The organism is Paenibacillus agaridevorans (assembly GCF_018604145.1).
Taxonomy (GTDB): Bacteria; Bacillota; Bacilli; order Paenibacillales; family Paenibacillaceae; genus Pristimantibacillus; species Pristimantibacillus agaridevorans.
Window position 1 is genome coordinate 983,556 of the sequence record NZ_CP075889.1, and the last position, 21,404, is coordinate 1,004,959.

The 21,404-nt window shown below is 53.3% G+C and carries 16 protein-coding genes; 14 read left to right on the top strand and 2 right to left on the bottom strand.

The window, feature by feature from the left end; all coding sequences use genetic code 11:
- Positions 1-195 precede the first annotated feature (195 nt).
- From alaS to KJW29_RS03990, 11 genes are all read left to right on the top strand, one after another.
- Entirely contained in the window at positions 196-2,829 is a 2,634-nt protein-coding gene (gene alaS / locus KJW29_RS03940; RefSeq protein WP_214628823.1) for an alanine--tRNA ligase, read from the top strand.
- Between the two features lie 55 nt (positions 2,830-2,884).
- Positions 2,885-3,148, top strand: a complete 264-nt coding sequence (locus tag KJW29_RS03945) for an IreB family regulatory phosphoprotein (protein WP_087566452.1) — start codon at positions 2,885-2,887, stop codon at positions 3,146-3,148.
- Complete coding sequence (gene ruvX, locus KJW29_RS03950; protein ID WP_087566451.1) at positions 3,145-3,561, top strand: Holliday junction resolvase RuvX; 417 nt, start codon at positions 3,145-3,147, stop codon at positions 3,559-3,561. Before KJW29_RS03945 ends, ruvX begins: the two co-directional genes overlap by 4 nt.
- A gap of 8 nt (positions 3,562-3,569) precedes the next feature.
- Positions 3,570-3,866 (top strand): DUF1292 domain-containing protein, encoded by a 297-nt coding sequence (locus KJW29_RS03955; protein ID WP_087566450.1) that lies wholly within the window; start codon positions 3,570-3,572, stop codon positions 3,864-3,866.
- Positions 3,866-4,174, top strand: coding sequence for a DUF1292 domain-containing protein (locus KJW29_RS03960; protein WP_214628824.1), 309 nt, complete (start codon positions 3,866-3,868; stop codon positions 4,172-4,174). Before KJW29_RS03955 ends, KJW29_RS03960 begins: the two co-directional genes overlap by 1 nt.
- Positions 4,175-4,253: 79 nt before the next feature.
- Positions 4,254-5,414 (top strand): endolytic transglycosylase MltG, encoded by a 1,161-nt coding sequence (mltG, locus tag KJW29_RS03965; protein WP_214628825.1) that lies wholly within the window; start codon positions 4,254-4,256, stop codon positions 5,412-5,414.
- 34 nt (positions 5,415-5,448) lie between these two features.
- Positions 5,449-6,381: a peptidase U32 family protein gene (locus tag KJW29_RS03970; protein ID WP_214628826.1), complete on the top strand. Its 933-nt coding sequence runs from the start codon at positions 5,449-5,451 to the stop codon at positions 6,379-6,381.
- Between the two features lie 47 nt (positions 6,382-6,428).
- Entirely contained in the window at positions 6,429-7,688 is a 1,260-nt protein-coding gene (locus KJW29_RS03975) for a peptidase U32 family protein (protein ID WP_214630977.1), read from the top strand.
- A 183-nt stretch (positions 7,689-7,871) separates the two neighbouring features.
- Positions 7,872-10,082, top strand: coding sequence for a methyl-accepting chemotaxis protein (locus KJW29_RS03980; protein WP_246608564.1), 2,211 nt, complete (start codon positions 7,872-7,874; stop codon positions 10,080-10,082).
- Between the two features lie 413 nt (positions 10,083-10,495).
- The gene (locus KJW29_RS03985; RefSeq protein WP_246608565.1) at positions 10,496-12,673 is read left to right on the top strand and encodes a methyl-accepting chemotaxis protein; all 2,178 of its coding nucleotides are present in this window, start codon (positions 10,496-10,498) and stop codon (positions 12,671-12,673) included.
- A gap of 115 nt (positions 12,674-12,788) precedes the next feature.
- Positions 12,789-14,627 (top strand): peptidoglycan D,D-transpeptidase FtsI family protein, encoded by a 1,839-nt coding sequence (locus KJW29_RS03990; RefSeq protein ID WP_246608566.1) that lies wholly within the window; start codon positions 12,789-12,791, stop codon positions 14,625-14,627.
- Between the two features lie 32 nt (positions 14,628-14,659).
- Here the strand turns inward: KJW29_RS03990 and ytvI are convergent, their stop codons facing one another.
- Complete coding sequence (ytvI, locus tag KJW29_RS03995; RefSeq protein ID WP_087566446.1) at positions 14,660-15,841, bottom strand: sporulation integral membrane protein YtvI; 1,182 nt, start codon at positions 15,839-15,841, stop codon at positions 14,660-14,662.
- A 181-nt stretch (positions 15,842-16,022) separates the two neighbouring features.
- On the opposite strand from ytvI, the gene KJW29_RS04000 reads away from it, so the two are divergent.
- On the top strand, positions 16,023-17,420 hold the full coding sequence (locus KJW29_RS04000) for a polysaccharide deacetylase family protein (RefSeq protein ID WP_214628827.1): 1,398 nt from the start codon (positions 16,023-16,025) through the stop codon (positions 17,418-17,420).
- A 159-nt stretch (positions 17,421-17,579) separates the two neighbouring features.
- On the opposite strand, the gene ilvD is transcribed toward KJW29_RS04000, so the two are convergent.
- On the bottom strand, positions 17,580-19,265 hold the full coding sequence (gene ilvD / locus KJW29_RS04005) for a dihydroxy-acid dehydratase (RefSeq protein ID WP_087566444.1): 1,686 nt from the start codon (positions 19,263-19,265) through the stop codon (positions 17,580-17,582).
- A 260-nt stretch (positions 19,266-19,525) separates the two neighbouring features.
- Between ilvD and KJW29_RS04010 the strand changes: the two genes are divergently transcribed.
- Complete coding sequence (locus tag KJW29_RS04010) at positions 19,526-20,239, top strand: response regulator transcription factor (RefSeq protein WP_485020614.1); 714 nt, start codon at positions 19,526-19,528, stop codon at positions 20,237-20,239.
- Positions 20,229-21,329 carry a sensor histidine kinase gene (locus KJW29_RS04015; RefSeq protein WP_246608567.1) on the top strand — a complete coding sequence of 367 codons (1,101 nt, stop codon included), beginning with the start codon at positions 20,229-20,231 and terminating at the stop codon, positions 21,327-21,329. Before KJW29_RS04010 ends, KJW29_RS04015 begins: the two co-directional genes overlap by 11 nt.
- Positions 21,330-21,404: the final 75 nt, after the last annotated feature.

Below are 21,404 nucleotides of genomic sequence, written 5' to 3' on the forward strand. Positions count from 1 at the left end.
TTCACCGGATGGACCCGTTATCGTCCACGAAGGCGATCGCGCTTATGCAGCGCGATAACCAGGGTGGTACCGCGATAATCATTCGTCCCTGTCATTGACAGGGGCGTTTTTTATTTGTCACAACAGAGGAAGTTTTTTGAACACGAATTTATCGCGAGCGGGCAGCCGCATCGACAAACAGGGAGGAACGAAATCATGAAAGCTAGCGAAATCAGATCCAAGTGGCTTGCATTCTTCGAAAGCAAAGGCCATAACATCGAGCCGAGCGCGTCGCTCGTGCCGCATAACGACCCGTCCCTGCTCTGGATTAATGCGGGAATGGCGCCGCTCAAGCCGTATTTTGACGGCCGCATCATTCCGGACAATCCGCGGATCGCGAACTCGCAGAAATGCATTCGCACAAACGATATCGAGAACGTAGGCAAGACGCGCCGTCACCACACGTTTTTCGAGATGCTGGGCAACTTCTCCATCGGCGACTACTTCAAGGAAGAAGTCATTACGTGGGCATGGGAATTCCTGACCGACAAGAAGTGGATCGGTTTCGACCCGAACCGTCTGTCGGTTACCGTGTACCCGGAGGACGAAGAAGCGTTCCGCTTCTGGAATGAGAAAATCGGTCTGCCTGCAGAACGCATCTACAAGCTGGAAGAGAATTTCTGGGACATCGGAGAAGGTCCTTGCGGACCGTGTACCGAAATCTTCTACGACCGCGGCGACAAATACGGCGACCTGTCCGATCCGGAATGCTGGCCCGGCGGCGAGAACGAACGGTTTCTGGAAGTGTGGAATCTCGTATTCTCGCAGTTCAACCATAACAAGGACGGCAGCTACACGCCGCTTCCGAACAAAAACATCGATACAGGCGCCGGACTGGAGCGGTTCGCTTCCATCCTGCAGGACGTGGACTCCAACTTCGACACGGACCTGTTTCGTCCCATCATCGACCGGACTTGCGACATTGCCGGCGTGAAGTATAAAGTCAACGAAGATCAGGATGTAGCGCTAAAGGTCATCGCGGATCATGTCCGCACGGTAGTCTTCTCCGTAGGCGATGGCGTTATGCCGTCGAACGAAGGACGCGGCTACATTATTCGCCGTTTGCTGCGCCGCGCGGTCCGTTATGGGAAATCGCTCGGCGTAGACCGTCCGTTCCTGTTCGAACTGACGCCGATCGTAGGCGAAGTGATGGGCGTATACTACCCGGAAGTGGTCGAGAAACGCGAGTTCATCGAGCGCGTCATCCGCACGGAGGAAGAGCGGTTCCACGAGACGCTGTCGGACGGCCTCGTCTTGCTGGAAGCGCTCGTAAAGGGTGCTAAGGAAGCGGGAGCCGGCGCGATCGGCGGCACCGACGCCTTCAAGCTGTACGACACGTACGGATTCCCGTTCGACCTGACGGAAGACTTCGCGATGGAGCACGGATTGTCCGTCGACCGCGAAGGCTTCGACGCCGCGATGGAAGCGCAGCGGGAGCGCGCTCGCGCCGCTCGCCAGGATACCGGCAGCATGAAGGTGCAGGGCGGACCGCTTGCCGACTTTACGGATAAAAGCTTGTTTGTTGGCTATAATGACTTGGTAACGAAAGCCCAAATTACGGCAATTATTCTGGATGATTCGTTAGTCGACTTGGCAGGCGAAGGCAGCCGCGTAGCGGTGCTGCTCGACCATACGCCGTTCTATGCCGAGAGCGGCGGACAAATCGGCGACAAAGGCACGATCCAGGGCGGCGGCTTCACGCTGCAAGTCGAAGACGTGACGAAAGCTCCGCATGGCCAGAACGTGCATCATGCCGTTGTCGTCTCCGGCACGGTTCGCTCCGGTGAAACCGTAACAGCGGCCGTCGCCAGATCCTCGCGCGAGGATATTATTAAGAATCATACGGCTACGCATCTGCTGCACAAGGCGCTGAAGGAAGTGCTGGGCGACCATGTCAATCAAGCGGGATCGCTTGTAGAAGAGGAGCGTCTCCGGTTCGACTTCTCCCATTTCGGCAGCATTACCGCCGAGGAGCTTGCGCTTATCGAGCGCAAAGTAAACGAGCAGATCTGGATCGGAACAAATGTTGACATCTCCAATAGATCGCTTAACGAAGCCAAGGCGATGGGCGCGATGGCGCTCTTCGGCGAGAAGTACGGCGATGTCGTCCGCGTCGTGCAGGTCGGGCAGTACAGCCTGGAGCTGTGCGGCGGCTGCCATGTGGGCAATACGTCGCAGATCGGCCTCTTCAAGCTGCTTGGCGAGAGCGGCATCGGTTCCGGCGTGCGCCGGATCGAGGCGGTAACGGGCAGACATGCTTATGCTTACTACGAGGAGCAGCTGGAGCTGCTTAAGCAATCCTCCGGGCTGCTTAAGTCGAACATTGCGGACGTTCCGAAGCGGATCGAAGGTCTGTTCGGCCAAGTAAAAGAACTCTCCCGCGAGAACGAGTCGCTTCAGGCGAAACTGAGCCGCATCGAAGCGGGGTCGTTGGAAACGCAGGCCGTCAAGGTTGGCGACATCCAGGTGTTGTGCGCGAAAGTGAGCGCGCCGTCGATGGACGCGCTGCGCGGCATCGTCGACGAACTTAAGCTCAAGCTGCCGTCGAGCGTGATCGTGCTTGGCGCCGTGCAGGAGGATAAGGTTAATCTTGCGGCGGCCGTCTCCGCCGATCTCGTGAAGCAAGGCTACCATGCCGGCAAAATCATCAAGGAAGCCGCTATCGTATGCGGCGGCAACGGCGGAGGACGCCCGGATATGGCGCAAGCAGGCGGCAAGGACGTCTCCAAGTTGGATGAAGCGCTCAAAATTGCCGAGGAACTGGTTGTCGGCAGGGCGAATGTGATATGATAGAATCAGGCAATGTCCCTAGGCGGATGCTGTTCCCGAAAGCGAGGTGCTGTTGGTGAGTTCCATGGACCAAACAATGAAGTTTAACGTGAAGGCGGAGGGGGTGGAAACTTCTTCCGGGGATATTCTTCTCAGCGTCCACGAAGCGTTGATGGAGAAGGAATACAATCCGATTAACCAGATCGTTGGGTACTTGCTGTCCGGAGATCCCGCGTATATCCCGCGGCACAACAACGCCCGAAGCTTGATCCGCAAGAAGGAGCGGGACGAGCTGATCGAAGAGCTGGTCCGGTTCTACTTGCAGCACAAGAAGCAATGAGAGTCATGGGATTGGATTATGGCGACCGCAATATCGGCGTGGCCGTCAGCGACGCGTTCCGCTGGACCGCGCAGGGATTAACGGTCGTGGAGCGCAGGAGAGACGGCGGAGAACTGGACGTTCTGGCCGGTCTTGCCAAGGAACACGAAGTGTCGGAAGTTGTAGTCGGTCTGCCCAAAAACATGAACGGCTCCGTAGGTCCGCGCGGTGAGATCAGCATCGCGTTTGCCGAACAGCTTGGGCAGAAGCTAGGTATACCTGTTCACCTTTGGGATGAAAGGCTGACGACGGTAGCTGCCGAGCGTACGCTTCTCGAAGCGGACGTCAGCCGGAGGAAACGGAAGCAAGTGATCGACAAGATGGCGGCGACGCTAATCTTGCAAAATTTTCTCGACTCTAAAACGAAAAGGTGAGGGTAACCATGACAAAAGAAGAGATGCAGTACGAAGAGCCGGAAATTATTTATATCCCGGACGAAGAAGGCAACGAGGAAGAATTCGAAGTCATCATGAAATTCGAGGTTGATGGTTCGGATCAAAAATATATGATGGTTGTTCCTTTGATCGGCAACGACGAGGAAGAGGATGAGGTGTACGCCTTCCGCTACGAAGAGGACGGCGACGATCTCAAGCTGTATACGATCGAGGACGAAGAAGAATGGAATATGGTCGAAGAGACGTTTAACACGCTTCTGGGCGAGCTGGAGGAGCAAGACTAATGTCCGATTACAATCAAACGCCTGTTCGGATTAACGGCCTTAAAGAAGTATTCGGCGATCATGTCGAGCTGATCGCCGAGGACGGTCATGCGGAAGTCTACCGGATCAAGGCCGAGTTCAAGCTGGGAGACGCCGTGTATGCGGCGCTCCAAAGCGATGAGATGGAAGCCGAAGACGAAGTCGAGTTTCTGCGCGTTCGTCAGGATGGCAAAGAACCCCAGCTCGAAAGCATCGAAGACGACGAAGAGTGGGAAGCAGCCTCCGAAGCGTACGACGATCTGCAATTCGCTAGCGACGACAGGCCCTAGCATCTCCTATATCGTTGACACGAAGGGCGGCTGACAACCGCTCTTTTTCACGGAAACTGACAGAAGAGGGTGTAGCAGGTTGGATAAGCCGGAAGAAAAGCAGGCAGCGGGAAATGAACCGAATGCTGTGAAGTCTACGAAGACGACAACAAAGAAAAAACGGAAGAAGGTTCGCAACCGTCCCAAAACCTGGGTTATTTCGTTATGGGTCGTATTAAGTTTGCTCACGATCATGTTATTAGGCGCCGGCGGCGTGTTGTATTATGTGTGGAGCAATCTGCAGCCGATGCCCGCAGGAGCTGTAAAGCAAGTTGCGATTTCGCGCGGGATGTCCGCCAATAGCGTTGCGGACACGCTTGAGGAGAACGGCATCATTAAGAACAGCTTTGTGTTCGGTTATTATTTGCAGCTCAAGGATGAAGGCTCCCGGTTCCAGGCGGGCTTGTACGAGATGTCTCCCGGCATGGACAATGCGGCGATTATCGCCAAGCTTAATGCAGGCGACACCATCGCGGAAGAGACGATCCGGTTCACCATTCCCGAAGGCTACACAGTGCTTCAGATCGCCGACAAGCTGGCGGCAGACGGCTTGATTAACAAGGAAAAATTTCTGGATGTTGCGGAGAACGGCCGCTCGTGGGCTAATGCCGAGTCGGCGCAAGCCATTCCGGATGACGATAAATTGCACAAGCGTCTTGAGGGTTACTTGTTCCCGGAGACTTACGAGCTGAAGAAGGACAGTACGGAGGAGCAGATCATTACCCGAATGCTGCAGGAGACGGACCGCAAGCTTGCGGCGTTGCCTGAAGATTGGCAAGACGCTATGGAAGCTTCGGGAAGAACGCTGCACGAGATTATGACGATCGCTTCGTTGATCGAGCGCGAGGTTGTTGTGGACGAGGAGCGCGCGCTTGTTTCCAGCGTCATCTACAACAGGCTGGCCAAGCCTATGAGACTGCAGATTGACGCGGCTGTGCAATATGCGCTCGACGAGCCCAAAGAACGGCTGCTCACGAAGGATCTGGAGATCGACAGTCCTTACAATACGTACAAAAACGACGGTTTGCCGCCCGGACCCATTGCAAGTCCAAGTCTTGCATCCATCGAAGCGGCGATCTATCCCTCGCAATCGGATTATTTGTTCTATGTCACGAAGAAAGACGGCTCGCAGAGTCACCTATTCGCGAAGACGTACAACGAACATCTCCGCAACATCGACAAGAGCGAGCGAGGCAGTTAATTGACAGCAGGCCAGGGAGAAGGGGAACAAACATATGACATACAAACCGGAGCTGCTGGCGACAGCATCGTCGATGGAGGAGCTGGAGCTGCTGATCGACGCAGGCGCCGATGCATTTGTCATCGGCGAGGGTAAATACGGCATGAGGCTGGCTGGCGAGTTCACTTTGGACATGATTGGCGAAGCCGTGAAATCGGCGAAGCCCAAGGGCGTTCGCATCTATGTATCTATGAATACTTTGATCGACAACGATACGCTGAAAACGATGCCGGACTATATTCGCGGCATCTATAGTCTGGGCATCGATGGAATCGTGTTCGGAGATCCCGCGGTGCTCGTGGCGGCGCGGGAGCTGGCTCCAGGGCTGCCCCTGCATTGGAATGCGGAGATGACCTCGACGAATATCGTTACGGCACAATATTGGGCGCGCCGCGGAGCGACCAGATACGTGCTGGCTCGCGAGCTCAATATGGAGCAGATCGAGGATACAAAAGCCAAATCCAGTCTGGAAATTCAAGTACAAGTTCACGGAATGACCAATATTTATCATTCCAAACGTTCCCTGGTGAACAGCTATCTGGACTATCACGGCGATCGGGAACGGCTGGGCAATGTTGAGCGGGAACGCGGCTTGTATTTGACGGAAGCCGAGCGTCCCGGAGAACGGTATCCCATTTACGAGGATGATGGCGGCACCCATATTATGAGCTCGGACGACATTTGCATGCTGGAGAATCTTCATGAGCTGTTGAACGCCGGTGTTGACAGCCTCAAGATCGAGGGCATGATGAAATCGATGGCCTATAACGCGGTCGTGGTCCGGGCATACCGTCAGGCGATCGACGCGTACGTCGCCGACCCGGAAGGTTACTCCTTTCAAGAGAAATGGCTGGATGCCATCCGGGAAGCGCAGGATCCCAATCGGGAATTGAGCTACGGATTCTTCTATAAGGAGCAAGTGTACTGATGACGACCGGGCTCATCGGAGCAGTGAACAACCAGGAGGTGCGGGAGATGGGGACAACAAGCGCGGCTGCGCCGAAATACAAAGGGAAGCGGAACCGGCTGGACAGACCGGAGCTTCTGGCGCCGGCAGGCAATCTGGAGAAGCTGAAGTTCGCCGTTCATTATGGCGCGGATGCAGTCTATATCGGCGGACAGAAGTACGGCCTTCGCTCTAACGCCGACAACTTCAGCTTCGAGGAGATGAAGGAAGGCGTAGAGTTCGCCAGCCGATATGGAGCCAAGGTGTTCGTCGCGACGAATATTTATGCCCATAACGAAGATATCGAAGGACTTGAGTCATATTTGCGCAGTCTGGAGGAGGCTGGTATCGCGGCCATTATCGCAGCCGATCCCGTTATTATCGAGACGGCGCAGCGCGTTGCGCCCAAGCTGGAGGTGCACCTTAGCACGCAGCAGTCGACGATGAACTGGCAGGCGGTCAAGTTCTGGAAGGACGAGGGGTTGCCGCGGGTAGTTCTTGCCAGAGAAACGAGCTTTAAGGAAATCGCGGAGATCAAGAGCCATGTCGATATCGAAATCGAAGCGTTTATCCACGGAGCCATGTGCTCTTCGTATTCGGGGCGCTGCGTGCTGTCCAACCACTTTACGGACCGCGATTCCAACCGGGGAGGCTGCTGCCAATCCTGCCGCTGGAAATACGATCTGTTCGTTGACGATGAACCGATGTACGAGGAAGGGCTAGAGCAGTTCACGATGGGATCGAAGGATCTGTGCATGATCGAATATTTGCCTGAGCTTATCGAGGTTGGCGTGGACAGCTTTAAAATCGAAGGCCGGATGAAAAGCATTCATTACGTTGCGACGGTCGTCAACGTGTATCGTCAAGCCATTAACGCGTATTTCGAGGATCCGGAAAACTTCCAGGTGAAGCAGGAATGGATCGACGAAATGAACAAGGCTGCAAACCGTCCGCTGAACACGGGCTTCTTCCTGGATACGCCGGGCGCGGAGGATCATATCTATGGTCCGGAGGAGAAGGCGGCCCCTTACGACTTTGCGGCGATCGTCCTGGATTACGATGATCGCACGGGCTTCGCTACGCTCCAGCAGCGCAATCACTTCAAGCCGGGACTGGAAGTCGAATTCGTAGGACCGGGCGGCACGTTTTTCCGGCAGACGATAACGGAGCTGACGGACGTCGAAGGACAACCCCTGGATGCGGCGAGACATCCCATGCAGCATGTAAGGGTCCGCACGTTAAAGCCGGTCAAGCCGATGGACATGATGCGTAAAAAAATTAGAAAATGAGACGTTGAGACTACCCGTTCGGGTAGTCTTTATATTATGCTTCGTTATTTTTTGTTCAGGCAATTGACAAGGCCCGGTCAATAACAAATAATAGATCTTATATACCATACATAATGTTTCAAGGTTCGCCAGATGCTTCCTTAAATCGACGAATCAACCAACTTGAAAGAGGGGTCTTCGACAATGGCCGGTAACACGAAGGAGAAGAATGCGACTTCAAGCCAGAAGGACAGTCCTAAACCTAATAAGGATGTAAACGCTTCCGGCGAAATGTCAGGCGCCAAGGCAGCTAAGGGCCTTGCCGCAGCTGCGGCCAAAACGAAATCCGTTAAGGAAATGATGAAGGAAACGAAGTTATCCAATCCCGTTAAATCCGTAGGGATGAAGCTATTCCTGATCATTTTTATCAGCATTATTGCATGCGTGCTGACGGTAGGACTCATAGCCTATAACGAAGCGCGTTCCATCGTCGAAAAGAAGGTATCCGACGCCAGCCTTCAGACGGTGAATCAGGTGGCCGAAAATCTCGACATCATCTACAAAACTTACGAGGACTTGACGCTGCAAATTTTGGTGGACAAGGACTTCCATACCATTGTAGGCACGATCGCATCGAATCAAGACGATTATTCGCGCTTCGAAGCGACGCGCAAGCTTAGCGAAAAGTTGCAGGCTTTTACCATCGGGAACAACACCATTAAGGGCATTATGCTGCTTCCGCTGAGGGACAAGCTTCAAGCCGTCACTTCCGGCGCCTCTCAGACTAGCCGTGCAGAGATCATTATGGCGCAAAGCTGGTTCCAGGAGACGATTGAGCTTAATGGCCGCGTCAACTGGATTGAGCCCAATGCCGAAGGATTATCAATGGGAACGGACCAGAGCACGTTTGGCATCGCCCGTCTGCTTAAGGACAGCACTTCCAGCGAAGCCTCTTATGTTTTGATGCTGGAGATGGATGTCAACACGATCAGCAACCGTTATAAGGACGTGTCGCTTGGCGACGGCAGCGAGATTTCCATTATCGACGTCAACGGCAAATATGTCATCGCAAATGATCTGGCTTTAATTGGACAAGATTCCAAAGTTCAGCTTCCATCCGGCGAGGCCGGGGCTAACGGAGCACGGAAGTTGACGACAACGGACGGGCTGGAAGTGCTGGCCGTGTACAAGTCATTCCAGGCAATGGACTGGAGGCTGGTAGGAAGCATTCCTGTCGAAATGCTCGTGAAGGATGCAAAAGCCATTCGTACGCTGACCTGGATTACGGTAGGCGCAGCCGCTATTATCGCTATTGCTATCGGCATTCTTGTCCTTTATTCGATCGCGACCCCGCTTGTGCGGCTCCGCAATCTGATGGTGGAGGGCGCGGGCGGCAATCTGACGGTACGCTCGACGATAAAGGGGCGGCGGGATGAGATCGGCGGCTTAAGCGACAGCTTCAACAGCATGATGGCTCAGATTACGGATCTTGCTCTCCAGACGACGGCATCCGCGGAACAAGTGCTGTCAACGGCTTCGGACTTGACCGGAGCGTCTAAAAAAACATCAATATCTGCCCGCGAGATAGCTGTCGCTACGGAAGAGATCGCAGGCGGAGCAACCAGCTTGGCCGTAGAAGCGGAGCGAGGCAACGATCTGACGAGCAACATGAACGAACAGGTGCAGAAGGTGATCGAGGCCAATCAGGAGATGTCGGCATCTGCAGCGCTGGTGGAGAAGGCCAGCGGACAAGGGACGGCCTATATGGGAATGTTGATCGAGAAGACGGGACTAACGGAAGAAATGACCCGTTCGATGGTGGAGAAGGTCGACAAGCTGAAGGAAAGCACAGGTTCCATCGTCAAGATTCTGGACGTGCTCAACAATTTAACGAAACAAACGAATATCTTATCGTTGAACGCGACAATCGAGGCAGCTCGAGCAGGAGCGGCGGGGAAAGGTTTTATGGTCGTCGCGGACGAAATCCGCAAGCTGGCGGATCAATCTCGTCAATCGATCGATGTGGTTGCCCAGATCACGGCCAAAATTTCCGGAGAAATTGAAGAGACCGTCCTGGTGTTATCGGATGCATACCCGCTTTTCCAGGAGCAAATCAGTTCCGTTAAGGAAGCCAATGAAATCTTCCTCACTGTACAATCGCAAATGGGCAACTTCGTCCATCGATTAGATGGCGTGACGTCATCCATCGAAGAACTGAACCAGTCGCAGTCGGTATTGGCCATTGCGATGACCAATGTCAGCGCCGTTGCGGAGGAAGCCTCGGCAACATCAGAAGAAGTTGCTTCTCTCAGCAGCGAACAGCTATCCATCAGCGAAGGACTTGTCCAATTGTCCGAGAAGCTGGATTCCGTGTCCAGAGGCTTAAAGGAATCGCTCAACAAATTTAAAATTTAACAGGATCGACTCACCGGTTTCCCGCAAATTGCGGGAAACTTTTTTTTAACTTCGAAAAGCAATCGTTTAACTTCGCTTTCGTTCCATCTTCGATGTCGAATAGGCTCCATGGCCTACTCATGATCAAAAGCGGACTTTTTGAACCTGCTCTATTATTTATTAGGCTGCAGTGGTCGATAAGTAATAGATAGGAATAAGATGCTGGGTACATATCACTAGGTCGTGTCTGAAAACCCGCTCAGGGGCGTCTTTCACCGCCTTTCCGCCCCTGCTTCGTCACTTTTGCTTGACGTACCCCCGGTACGCCTACACAAAAGTTCCTTGCATGGAACGAAAATTCGGCAAAATCTGCTCCCCTCGGAGTATTCAGACACGCCCTGGAATCAAAACTAACAAAGGCGGTGCAAAGCTTCATGTCAGACTTGAACAAAAATCATTCGGGCAAACAAAAAAAAGATAATGAGCGGTTAAAGGACGTATCCGGGAAAGACACTCCCGGCGGTTCTCTTGCTGGAATGGCAAAATCATGGGGGGCCGGCTTAAAGGATGTAAAGCTAAAAAATCCGGTTAAATCCGTAGGACTCAAACTTCTCTTGATTATTTCCGCAAGCATTATAGCTTGCGTAGCCATTGTCGGCATGTTGTCATATAACCAAGCGAAGAAGCTTGTAGAGCAGAACGTCTCCGAAGCGAGCCTGCAGACGATTAAGCAGGTTTCGAATAACTTGAACACGGTACTGCAGAACTACTCCGAATTGTCTATGCAAATTTTGATCGATAAGGAAATTAAGGATGACTTGCAGGCATACTCGTCTAAGGGCGACGATTTCGAATCGTTAATGGCCGGCCGCGAGGCCGCAGACCGGGTGACTGCTCTCATTATGGGCAACAATACGATTTCCGGCGCGGCTCTTGTTCCGGCCAATGCGGGCCTGAACCCGATCACGGCGGGCCTTGCGGATAGCGTGCTGCTTGGAAGCGCCCGAGATAAGGAATGGTTCCAGCAAGTCATTGAACTCGATGGGCGCGATATGTGGATTGCTCCGCAAGCAACTGGCATTGCTGCAGCTAAGGATGCATCGTCGATAGCTTTGGCGCGCCTTATTAAAAATGTTGGCCAGGCCAGCGAAATGTTCGTGCTTGTCATTGAAATTCCAATAGAAAATATTGTAAACCGATATCAAGACGTCGACCTGGGCAACGGAAGCCAGCTGTTTATTGTGAGCAATGACAACGAATATATCGCACATAGCGATAAATCGTTAATCGGTCAACCTGCAGCCGTTACGCTGCCTGCCGATTCCGAGTCCGGCCGTCCAACGCTCAAGAGCTCGGAAGGCGATCAGTTGCTGGCCGCCTACCAAACTTTCAATAACGTGAATTGGAAGCTCGTCGGTACGATTCCGGTAGAGGAGCTTGCCAAGCAAGCAGGCGGAATCCGAACCCTGACAATCTGGATGGTCGTGTTGGGCGCGTTTATCGCGGTAGCGATCGGTCTGGTAGTTATTGCGACAGTCGCCAAACCGCTCGTTCGCTTGCGCAACTTAATGGTTGAAGGCGCTAGAGGCAACCTGACCGTACGTTCGAAAACAGGCAATCGTCAAGACGAAATCGGTGAGCTGTCGAACAGCTTTAACGATATGATGACGCAGATTCAAGCCTTGGCGCTGCAAACGACGAGGTCGGCCGCAGAAGTGTTGACGACCGCTTCGGAGTTGACGGAAGCCTCGAAACAAACCTCGATCGCCGCCAAGGAGATTGCGGTTGCCACAGAAGAGATTGCAAACGGTGCGACGAGCCTGGCAGTGGAAGCGGAGAAGGGCAGCGATCTGACGATTCATATGAACGGACAGATGAAGGAAGTCATTACCGCCAATGAAGAGATGTCCAGCTCGGCGCTCGAAGTAGAGAAAGCGAGTCAACAAGGGACCACTTATATGGGCGTACTGATCGAGAAAACCGGTACAACGGAAGAGATGACGCGTTCCATGGTCGAGAAGGTGGACGCGCTTAAGGAAAGTACAGGCTCGATCGTGAAAATTTTGGATGTGCTAAACAATTTGACGAAGCAGACGAATATCTTGTCCCTTAACGCAACGATTGAAGCTGCGAGAGCCGGAGCGGCGGGCAAAGGTTTTATGGTTGTAGCGGACGAAATTCGTAAACTTGCGGATCAATCCCGTCAATCGATCGATGTCGTAGCGCAAATCACAGCCAAAATTCAAGGCGAGATTGAAGAGACGGTCTCCGTATTGTCCGAAGCATACCCACTGTTTCAAGAGCAGATTTCATCCGTTAAGGAAGCCAATGCGATTTTCCTGCAAGTAGAGGCGCAGATGGGAGAATTCTCCGGGAAGCTGGAGCAGGCCACAAATGCGGTAAGCGAGCTGGAGAAATCGCAGGACATCATGTCGGATGCGATGACAAGCGTCAGCGCCGTAGCGGAGCAGTCGTCCGCAACTTCGGAGGAAGTAGCATCGCTGAGCAGCGAGCAACTGTCGATCAGCGAAAGCCTGGTCCGTCTGTCGGACAAGCTGGATTCTGTATCGCGAGAGCTCAAGGAATCCTTGTCGAAGTTCAAGATGGATTGAGAAATCCATTCATAAAATGGATTCAGGTACCCCCGAGCAGCCGCTCGGGGGTATTGTTATCATGCGAGGTTTGAGAGGTTGGCCGGGGTGGAACACTGTCAGCTAGGAGGTGCTGATGTTGCACTTGAAGCGGCTTGTTCTTACGGGACTCTGTATGAGCGTCTTGTTTATCGTTTTGTTAGGCCGATTGGCATGGCTGCAGTTAATGCCTGGGCAGCACGGAAACGCGCCTGTTCACGGGATGATGCATCGGGACAGCTGGAAACGGATGGCTGTCGTCCAACGGCAGAGAAACTTAATTCTGGATACGGGACGAGGCGACTTTGTTGATCGGTACGGGACCCCGATTACAGGCGAAACGTATGAAACGGTTGCTTTATTTCCCGTCCAGCCGCAAGCAAGAGGAGAAGAAGCGGAGCTTTCGAAATTGGCGGAAGTTCTTGGCGTCGAGCTGAACGAATTGATCGCTCGATGGGATGCCATGACCGAACCGGATTTCTGGCGTCAGGCTAAGAACTCGGCTCCTTACCGGCTTACAGAGAAACAAAGCAAGGAGATAGGCGCGCTCCAGACGAACGGCGTAAGGGTGCTGCCCTACCGGAATCGTTATCTCGACAGCTTCGACGCCAAACATATTATCGGCTTCACGAGCCAGCATCCGGAGTGGCTGATGCGGGCGCATCCCAACGATTTGAAGGCGGGCAAAAGAACCTTGACGGAGCAAGTGGGCGGCTCCGGTCTGGAGAAATCGCTGGACTCGTTCCTCCATGGTGTCGGCGAGACGTCCGTTTCTTATTTCATCGATGGTAGAAATTCGCCGCTGCATGGACTTGATCTGCGTATGCACGGACCAAAGAACAGCTATTATCCGCTCAAAGCTGTAACAACGATCGATCTGGACCTTCAAAATGAGCTGGAGGCTTACGCCGATGCATCAGGCTTGAAGGAAGGAGCAATCGTCGTGCTGGATGCAGGCAACGCGGATATTGTGGCGATGGTATCCAGACCCAAGCTTCCCGACCGGTTCCAGAGTGCCGATGGGTCAGAATGGATCAATCACGCGTTGAAGGCTGTAGAGCCCGGTTCTATCTACAAGCTTGTAACGGCCGCAGCTGCCCTCGAGAATGGCGTTGTCCGCAAAGGGGAGATATTTCATTGCGATGGCGAATATGGTAAATATGGCTTGTCATGCTGGAAACACGGCGGTCATGGCGATATTACGCTTGAGGAAGGACTGGCGCAATCCTGCAACATCGTGTTCGCTACGCTGGCAGAACGGCTTCGAGCTGAGCAGTTGGATCGTACGGCTGCGGCGCTGGGCGTGAAGGAGCGCATAGGCTGGCATAATGAAAAGAGCCAAGGCATGTTGTCGGCTGCATTCCGCTTGCTTCAAGAGGAGGAGAAGGGGAGATTGTTTGCAGGCGAGCTGAATAGGGTGGACGGAGGCATCATGGCACAGAGCGGGATTGGACAGAGGGATGTGAGGGTGACGCCGCTCCAGGCGGCCAACTTGATCGTAACGTTGCTTCACGGGGGAGAAGTGCTGGAGCCAAGACTAGTAAGCGAAATCGATTACGCCGATGGCGGCCGAATGATCGAATTTTCTTCGCGCAGGGATCGGGATTTAGGCGGCGCACGGATTCATCCATCGACCGCAAGAAAGCTGCTGCAAGGCATGGAGTCGGTCGTGGAGCATGGCACGGCTGCGTCCATCAAGGGGGGACGATGGAAAGTAGCGGGGAAAACCGGCTCCGCGGAGACGGTGAAGAACGGCGTACAGCTTAATCATCAATGGTTCGCGGGGTATGGACCGGTAGAGTCGCCGAAGTATGCGATTGCCGTCTTGGCTTCGAATCGGGCTGTGGGCAGCCGACATCTCGCAACGCAATTATTCGGCGGAGCCATGAATATCGCAGCCCGCCATTTGGAAAAACCAAGTGGCGGGCTGCGATGAGAAAGATAAATGCCGAATGAATCGAACGAAGCCTATTTGTCGAGCTTCTTTAATCTGTCTACGAAAGGTTCCTTGCTTTTCGCGCGGCTAATGCTCGGTTCTATGTCTTGTACAGCGGTATCGTCGTCGTATTCGTCCACTGGCGTATGAATCCAGCGATGGAAGTAACCCTGGTCATACAATGACTTGACCAGTATAACAAGAATCGGGGATAAGATGACGCCTGCAAAGCCAAACAGCGAGAGCGAAATAATCATGAACGCCAGCATCGTGAACGCGGATACGCCCAGAGAGTCGCCAGTGATTTTTGGCTCCAGTATTTGCCTCGTCAGAATGACGACAAGCAGCAATACCGTCAGCCAGATGGCAAGCGATGTCTGCCCCACGATGAACAAGTAGATGATCCATGGGATAAACAAGGTGCTTACGCCAAGCAGCGGCAGCACGTCGAAGATTGCCGATACGATTGCGATGACGAACGCGTTTTTGACGCCTAAGGCGATCAAAGCAATCAGAATGACAATAAAGGTGATCGAGATCATTTTGGCCTGTGCCTTTATGTACGATGCAATTCCTTTGAACACATTGTCGCGCAAGAAAAAGAAGGCGTTTTTAAACGTCTTGGGCGTCTTGTCGGAAGCGGTTCTCTTCCATGATTTAATCTCGATGCTCAGGAAGTAGGCTAAAATGATTCCGACAACGAAATTAAAGATAAAGGACGAGAAGGAAGAAACATAGCCGATAAGGCCTCCCAGAAAAGCCGTGCCGAAGTTTTTCAGCATGTCCGACGCGCCTTGGATAAGATCCTTGGAGCTCTCCTCAATGTTGAAATCAGCAGGCAGCTTATCCAACTGGCCTTCCAATTGAGCCGACAGCTTGCCGATCTGCTCGGTCAAAATTTTCTGGTAGCGGGGGAAGTCCTCAATAAGCGCAGTGCCTTGCTTCGTAATCAGGTATGCGGCGCCCGTAAAAGCGGCCAGGATAAGCAGGGAGAACAGCATGATGGATATGCCCGATGCAATTGATTTGGGCATTCCCCACTTGTTCAGCTTGCGGGCGAGAGGTTCGATCATCAGGAAGATAATGAACGCGAAGATGATCGGGGTTGCGATCGAGTAGAAAAAACTGAACGCGTACATGGTCAGGAAGACGGTTAAGGCGATAAGACCGATGTCGAAGGCGGTTCTCCAATATTTTTTGTAAAAAGGCAGCACAGTATTCCCCACTTTCTTTTGAACGAATTAGGATTTGGCAGTCATTCCATAAAGATTGTACTATAGATTTCTTGAATTGTGCCTATTTTTTGACGAGGTATGATACAATTAGAGGTATTGTTATTGTTCTGAACCGCTACGCACTCATTGACAATTTCATCCAAACGGTGGGGATAACACAATGGAAAACTTATTCTTATGGGGATTCTACGTAATGACGTTCTATGCGTTTCTCCCTGGCCTCATTAGCCGCACATTCGGGTTCCGGGTGTTCAAACGCGGGAGGACGGAGCGAGAGATCGCTCTTACTTTTGACGACGGTCCCGACCCGCAATATACGCCCCAGTTGCTTGATCTTCTAGCGCGATTCGATGCGAAGGCCACCTTTTTCGTCGTAGGTTCGCATGCGGAGCAACACCCCGAACTTCTGCGCAGAATGGAAGCGGAAGGACATATCATCGGCATTCATAATTATGTCCATAAGTCGAATTGGGTTATGCGGCCGCGAACCGTGAAGCGTCAGATCGAACGCACCAACGATATCATCGAGCAGGCAACGGGCAAACGAGCCATCTATTACCGCCCGCCTTGGGGAATCGTGAACGTGTTCGATTATTCCAATCTCGGTTACTTGCATATCATTCTGTGGTCGGCATTGTTCGGGGATTGGCGTAAACGGCTTGGTGCCGAAAGGCTGAAGAAACGTATGATGAAAAAGCTTCGCCCCGGCGAGGTTCTGCTGCTCCACGATTGCGGAAGAACGTTGGGAGCCGACCAGGATGCGCCTCGTAATATGTTAATCGCGCTTGAATCGTATCTGGAGGAAGCCAAAGCGAGAGGTTTTCAATTCGTGGGCATCGACCGCATGATTAAGCTTACGGATGTACAACGCTCCAGGCATCGCTCCATCGTCAAACGTTTCATCATATCGTTATGGCTGATGTGGGAGCAGGCCTTTCATGCGGTGTTCCGGCTTAAGAAGGTTGGCGAAAGCGAAATTCCCGCCTTCCATTACCGAGTGACTAAATATACCGGAGAGCCGGTGACCTTCGCGAATGGCAAAGGGGTGAATAAAGGCGACGATATTGCGGAGATTCATTTTGACAACAAGCTGTTGTCCAGTATTGCCGCAACCTCCAAATCACCGCTTGCGACAGGTCTAAGGCTTATCAGGGAAGTGGAGAACGCCCTGCCTGCGCTAGCGAATCAGCTGGCCGAAGACGCGGCCGCGCAGTCGATCAAAGCCGTATATGGCGTGACGATGATCCATCGTGGCGCAGATCGGTTGGGCTTCGAGGTGTTCCAGCTTCCGGAGGGGTGGTTCAAACGATCCACACAGGTCTATTTGCGACTGCTGATGAAGGTGCTCACCAATACGAAACAATACAAGGCAGGCCGGATCAAAGCGGCGAAAACGGAGATGGTTACGCCTCGCATGTTGTTTATGCCGCTCGAGCGCGTACAGGCTTATGCAACGGTTAGCATAGGCAAGCTGCATGAGGAAGCGGGACGATTGTCAGAGGCTGTGGAGCGCTCTATCGTCAGTGCGGCGGATGATGCCGCATCGCTGGGAACATAGCGGTATCAAGGACTAAAGGCTGTTATTCGAGAAGCTTTCTTCTTGGGTAGCAGCTTTTTGTGTTGTTTGGAGTCGGGCAATAGGAACGACAAAAAAGCCTCCACGCATGTTTTAAACAATGCATGGAGGCTGTCTGCGATATTATGATTGCCAAGCAGCTTACATTTTCATTACGCCGCCCGTGCTGGCGGATGTAACGAGGTGAGCGTAACGCGCGAGGTAGCCGCGTTTGATTTTGAGCTCGAAGCCCGGCCATGCTGCACGGCGCTGCTCGAATTCTTCGTCGCTGATCAGCAGGTCCATCGTCCGGTTGTTCATGTCGATCTCGACGATATCGCCGTCTTGTACGAAAGCGATCGGTCCGCCCTCAGCTGCTTCCGGAGAAGCGTGGCCGATACTGATGCCGCGGGATGCTCCGGAGAAACGGCCGTCCGTAACCAAAGCAACTTTGGCGCCGAGTCCCATGCCGACGATCTGCGAAGTAGGAGCAAGCATCTCCGGCATGCCAGGACCGCCCTTCGGTCCTTCGTAACGGATGATAACGACATGGCCTTCTTTGATTTTGCCGCCAGCGATACCGGCAAGCGCATCGTCCTGGGAGTCGAAGCAGATGGCAGGGCCTTTGTGATAGCCGCCAACCGACTTGTCGACCGCGCCTGTTTTGATGATTGCGCCGTTCGGAGCCAGGTTGCCGAACAATACGGCCAGACCGCCGCGTTCGGTATGCGGATTATCGATGGGACGGATTACGTCGTGATTCTGAATGTCGCAGCCCTCTACGTTTTCGCGAAGCGTTTTGCCCGTCACGGTCATGCAATCGCCGTGAAGCGCGCCTTCCTTTTTGAGCAGCTCGTTCAGAACGGCGCTCACGCCGCCAGCATTGTGCACGTCCTCGATGTGCCAGTCGGAAGCTGGCGCGATCTTGGCCAGATGCGGCACACGCTCGGCAACTTCGTTAATGCGCTCGATCGGGTATTCGATGCCGGCCTCGTGCGCGATCGCCAACGTATGAAGCACGGTATTCGTAGAGCCTCCCATCGCCATGTCCACAGCGAACATGTTGTCGATCGCTTCCTTCGTGACGATGTCGCGAGGCTTAAGGTTCATCTCGATCAGCTTCATGAGCTGGCGAGCGGATTCCTTGACGAATTCTTTGCGCTCAGGCGATACGGCAAGAATCGTGCCGTTGCCCGGCATTGCAAGACCCATTGCTTCTGCAAGGCAGTTCATGGAGTTGGCCGTGAACATGCCGGAGCAGGAACCGCAAGTCGGACAGCCGTATTGCTCAAGCTCGAGCAATTGATCGTCGTTGATCTTGCCCGCTTGGTGCGCGCCTACGCCCTCGAATACGCTGGAGAGGGAGATGGAACGGCCATCGGACGTCTTGCCGGCCTTCATGGGACCGCCGCTGACCATAACCGTCGGGATATTGACGCGGAGAGCGCCCAGCATCATGCCTGGAGTAATCTTGTCGCAGTTCGGGATGCACACCATGCCGTCGAACCAGTGTGCGTTTACGACCGTCTCGACGGAATCCGCGATGATCTCGCGGCTTGCGAGGGAGTAACGCATGCCGATATGGCCCATTGCGATGCCGTCGTCGACGCCGATCGTATTAAATTCGAACGGAACGCCGCCGGCTTCGCGGATCGCTTCCTTGACCAGCTTGCCGAATTCCTGCAAGTGGACATGGCCTGGAACGATGTCGATATAGGAGTTGCACACCGCGATGAACGGTTTGCCGAAATCTTCGTCTTTAACGCCTGCAGCGCGGAGCAGGCTGCGGTGAGGTGCGCGGTCGAAGCCTTTTGTAATCATGTCAGAACGCATTCTTTTGGCCGCCATAATAATGAGTACCCCCTTTAATATTGGCGAGGACGCTGCTCGCGCCTCGAAATAAAACGATAACCTTTATAAAATATCAATAGCTACTATTTTATCATAACGGACAAGCATTGGCTACAAGCATGGCAGAATGCCCAAGGTTCATAATAAAACATTAAGAATGGCTTAAACTTGCTGAAGTTTCGCTGAGGCCGATAGTTTTCCGCCGAGGCATGCGGTATAGTGAATGGCAAAGGGACTACTCGTATGGAACAAGGAGGATGAATCTGGTGGAAAGACGCGTATTAATCGTAGACGATGAACGCGAGATCGCGGAGTTGATCGAAATTTATCTTCGTAATGAGGGCTTTCAGACTGCTATCGCATGCGATGGCGAACAGGCGCTGGAGATGTACGAGCGCGACCCGTTCGATCTCGTCGTGTTGGATATTATGATGCCTAGAATGGACGGACTCGAATTATGCCGCAAGCTGCGCAAGGATCAGAACGTACCCATCCTTATGGTGAGCGCGAAGACGCAGGATATGGACAAAATCATGGGGCTGATGACAGGGGCGGACGACTACATGGCGAAACCGTTTAACCCCATGGAACTCATTGCCCGCGTACGCTCGCTCCTGCGCCGCTCGTACCAATACAGCAAGCCCGAGGGAGCAGGATCTGGCCGCGATGTCAGCAAGGAGCTTCGCCTGGGACAGCTCAGAATCGATAAGCTAAGCCATACCGCGGATGTGGACGGCAGGTCGCTGCAGTTGACCTCGACCGAGTTCGGCATCCTTTATCTACTCGCCAGCCAACCGGGCAGAGTGTTCAGCGCGGAGGATATTTTCCAGCAAGTATGGAAGGAAAAGTATTTCGAGTCCAATAACACCGTGATGGTTCATATCAGCAAGCTGAGGGATAAGCTGGAGAAGGAGCTCGGCGAAAAGCTGATTGTGACGGTATGGGGGGTCGGCTACAAAATTGAAGGATAATTTCGCTGCGCGCCTGATGTGGCGCTCTGTGCTCAATCTCATAGCGAGCGCGGTGCTCGCATTGATCTGCTTGTCGCTTCTTTTCGCCGTCACGTTGTTCTTAACCAACACATTGCCCGGCCTGGGTTTCGTAAGGGCCGTGGGAGAAGCTTTTGTCAACGGTACGGGATCGATTGGCATGATTTTTTTGTGGGGCGTATTATTCCTGATCTGGTTCTTGACGCTGCAATGGTTCCTGTTCGCGCCGCTGGGAAAGGTGAACGATGCCATTACGAGAGTGGCGGACGGACAGCTCGATCTTAATCACCAAATTCCGGTTCGATCCGGGGTGTTCGGAATATTGGCGGGGAACGTCAATCGATTGTCGCATCGGCTGCAGCTTGCCCTGGACGAGGAACGCCGCGCGGAGCAGACGAAAAACGAGCTTATCACGAATGTATCCCATGACCTGCGCACGCCGCTCACCTCCGTGGTCGGCTATCTGGGTCTGATCGAGCAGGATGGTTACAGGGACGAAGTGGAGCTTCGGCATTATGTCAGCATCGCGTACGACAAGTCGCAGCGGCTGCACGAGCTGATTAACGATTTGTTCGAATACACGCGTATGCGGCACGACACGATCGCCCTCAAGACGTCCCCAATCAATCTTGTCGAGATGCTCGGCGAATTGCTCGTACAGTACCGCGTTCCGCTGCAGGAAGCGGGCATGGAGAGCGGGATGAAAAGCGCCGAGACGACGATCATGGTTCAGGCGGACGCGGCCAAATTGGTGCGCGTCTTTGAGAACCTGATCTCCAACGCCATGACGTACGGCAAGGAGGGGAAACGCGTGGACGTCGTCGTGCGATCCGGGCAGGGCCAGTCGGTCGTTGCCGAGGTGGTGAACTACGGAGAAGCGATTCCGGCCGTGGATCTGCCTTATCTGTTCGAACGGTTCTACCGGGGCGACAAGTCGCGTACGCAATGGTCCGGCGGCTCGGGGCTTGGACTGGCGATCTCGAAAAGCATTATAGAGAAACACGGCGGGATGATTGATGTCGTGAGCAATTCCGAATATACTTCATTCCGGGTTACTTTACCCAAAATTTAAACAGGATTTAAGAATTTTTTATGATTCGCTTTCGGTCTCTTTAAGTTTGTCGGTCTATACTTCTATCTATAGACA

Coding starts and splice junctions, on each gene's coding strand:
- alaS (WP_214628823.1), top strand. CDS start 196: ATGAAAGCTAGCGAAATCAGATCCAAGTGGCTTGCATTCTTCGAAAGC.
- ruvX (WP_087566451.1), top strand. CDS start 3,145: ATGAGAGTCATGGGATTGGATTATGGCGACCGCAATATCGGCGTGGCC.
- KJW29_RS03955 (WP_087566450.1), top strand. CDS start 3,570: ATGACAAAAGAAGAGATGCAGTACGAAGAGCCGGAAATTATTTATATC.
- KJW29_RS03960 (WP_214628824.1), top strand. CDS start 3,866: ATGTCCGATTACAATCAAACGCCTGTTCGGATTAACGGCCTTAAAGAA.
- KJW29_RS03970 (WP_214628826.1), top strand. CDS start 5,449: ATGACATACAAACCGGAGCTGCTGGCGACAGCATCGTCGATGGAGGAG.
- KJW29_RS03975 (WP_214630977.1), top strand. CDS start 6,429: ATGGGGACAACAAGCGCGGCTGCGCCGAAATACAAAGGGAAGCGGAAC.
- KJW29_RS03980 (WP_246608564.1), top strand. CDS start 7,872: ATGGCCGGTAACACGAAGGAGAAGAATGCGACTTCAAGCCAGAAGGAC.
- KJW29_RS03985 (WP_246608565.1), top strand. CDS start 10,496: ATGTCAGACTTGAACAAAAATCATTCGGGCAAACAAAAAAAAGATAAT.
- KJW29_RS03990 (WP_246608566.1), top strand. CDS start 12,789: ATGTTGCACTTGAAGCGGCTTGTTCTTACGGGACTCTGTATGAGCGTC.
- KJW29_RS04000 (WP_214628827.1), top strand. CDS start 16,023: ATGGAAAACTTATTCTTATGGGGATTCTACGTAATGACGTTCTATGCG.
- ilvD (WP_087566444.1), bottom strand. CDS start 19,265: ATGGCGGCCAAAAGAATGCGTTCTGACATGATTACAAAAGGCTTCGAC.
- KJW29_RS04010 (WP_485020614.1), top strand. CDS start 19,526: ATGAATCTGGTGGAAAGACGCGTATTAATCGTAGACGATGAACGCGAG.